General features: G+C 57.1%; 2 protein-coding genes. Both read right to left on the reverse strand.

The genetic code is table 11. The annotated features are described in order from the left end of the window. The coding region (locus tag ACYVJT_RS15180; protein ID WP_499418549.1) for an ATP-binding protein at window positions 1–505 on the reverse strand (505 nt) is incomplete at its 3' end. After that, window positions 505–2187 (reverse strand): IS21 family transposase, encoded by a 1683-nt coding sequence (istA, locus tag ACYVJT_RS15185; RefSeq protein WP_499418550.1) that lies wholly within the window; start codon window positions 2185–2187, stop codon window positions 505–507. The genes istA and ACYVJT_RS15180, both read right to left, overlap by 1 nt. Window positions 2188–2228: the final 41 nt, after the last annotated feature.

The raw sequence follows: 2228 nt of genomic DNA on the forward strand, positions 1-2228 counted from the left end.
AGACATCACAGTTATGCAGGTCAGTCAGAAAATCCAACCGATGTTGTGAGTTGTACTCCAGGACAGCTAATTGATTGGCCAGATCATCGAGGCGGAAGAACCGGGCGGTGTAGAATTTGCGGCAAGCGGCATTGAGCAGTGCTTGGGCAAGGTAGGTTTTGCCAACACTGGAGGTGCCCAGGATGACCAGGTTTTGGGCCTGGTCGATCCATTGGCCGCTGGCTAAGCGTCCGATGACTTCTCGGTTGAGACTCCGGTCAGGTAAGTAACGCAGTTCTTCGATACAGGCTTGTGGATTTGGTGTCCGAGAAGCCTTCAACAGTTTCTGAGTTCGGCGTTGCTGCCTGGCGGCGTTTTCCTGTTCCAAGGCATAGAGGATTTTTTGGGAAAACGTCCAGTCATCATAGGCCGGGTCATTGGCCAGTTCGATCACGGTGTGACCAAACGCGGTCATGCGTAACTGCGTGAATAACGGCATATCGTCTTGGGTGAGATGGCGATCCATTAACGCTGACCCCCGTCCTGGTCGATGCCGTCATGCTGCTGCTCAGGGTCGTGGCGGTGTTGCAATAACGCATCCAGGCTGAACCGATCGGGGCCAGCTAAATGCGCCCCGCGGGTATCCCGCGGGGCGGTGCCCATCGGCGTGGAAGTCCGTTGGCCGCTCGGCTTGGTGGCCCCGGTGGTGGGCCGATCGGCGGCCTGAGCCCGGAGGGCGGCCAGGTGTTGTTTGACGCTGGTGTAGCTGATCAGCCGGCCAGTCTGCTGGGCGATCAGCTCTTGGCAGGCCTGTTCCAACAAGCGTTTCTTCTCGGTGCTGCCTTTGGCCAAGTTCAGGATGTTCTGACAGGTTCGATAGCCTTGGGCTTCGATGCGTTGTCGATGCAACACTCGGGTGATGGCCTCCACGGTGGCTGGGCCAATCTTATGAGCTTGGCGCAGGAAATAGGCGCCTGTCCATAATCCTGAAGCGGCCCGGTGGTGGGCCGGGGCGTGGTCAGGATCCGTGATAAACACGTGTTTGGCATCCGGGACCGTGTGGCGGGCAATGACCTGGTTATCGGCCATCACCGCCAGCTGGTCACCGATGATTCTGACATCCACACGCTGCCCCGCATAGGCATACGGGACTGAGTATTTCACCGTGGCAATCTCAAGATGGTAATCCCGGTTGACCTTGGATTTACGCCACACCACCGGCTGCCAGGGTTGCTCGGGTAGCGGCAACAGGGCGTGGCGTTCATGCTGTTCAAACAGCTCTCGGCGGCTGAGTTCGTTGTTGCCGCGAAATGGGGTGCGCGTATTGATGACTTCCAGTCGCTGGCTGATGGCGGCATTGAGTTCATCCAGACTGGCAAAGCGACGATCCGCCAAAAACTGAATAACGTCATGCGTGACCACCTTGACCCCCGCCTCGACGTTGCCCTTCTGTTGCGGTGCATTGGCATCAGTCGGCACCGCCGCCGTGTTGTAGTAGGCCAAGAACTCCTCATAGGCGTGATTGACCTCCCTGGCCCGATCACCCTTGGCAATCTGATTCGACGCAGTCGAGGCGTTGTCAGGGATAACGACTTGGGTGACCCCACCGGCATGCTCGAAGGCTCGTTTATGCCCATCTAACCAGTTGGGCTGTCGTTCGTTGGCATACCCGTGAGCGAAGACCAGCCCGCAATACGGTAACGCCGCCACAAAAATCGAGATCCGGGTTTTGGTGCCGGTGACCGGGTCAAACAGCACCATTTTCTGACCGGCCCAGTCCACCTGCATCGTATGGCCTGGGACATGTTGGATTCGCATCGTCAGCTGATTGACGTCCACGTATTGCCCAACGATCTGGCAAAACCGCTGGTAACTATAATGCCGTTGCCCCGGTGCTGCGTCGGTTTCTAAATACCGGGCCCACAGTACTTTCAACGGTGCTTTGTGCACACCGGTGCGGCGTTTGACCATGCGTTCCAGGTCAAAGCCCACAAATTCGTCCGAGACGGCCTTGCGGCCATCCATGAACAACAACTCCACGTCTTCGGTGGTGAGTTGTTCAATATCTGCCACGGTGGTGAAGCCGTGCTCTTCGCAGATTTGTTTGGCCTTGGCGATCGTGGCATTCGAACACCTGGCGCGCTGGGCAATCTGTCGAAATGACCACTGCTGCATCAACAGCCGCATCACGAAACGGTAATCCGTCATCGAAATCTCCTATTTCAAAGATCACACAACCTCGTGTTGTG

It is taken from the genome of Yaniella soli (assembly GCF_054782375.1).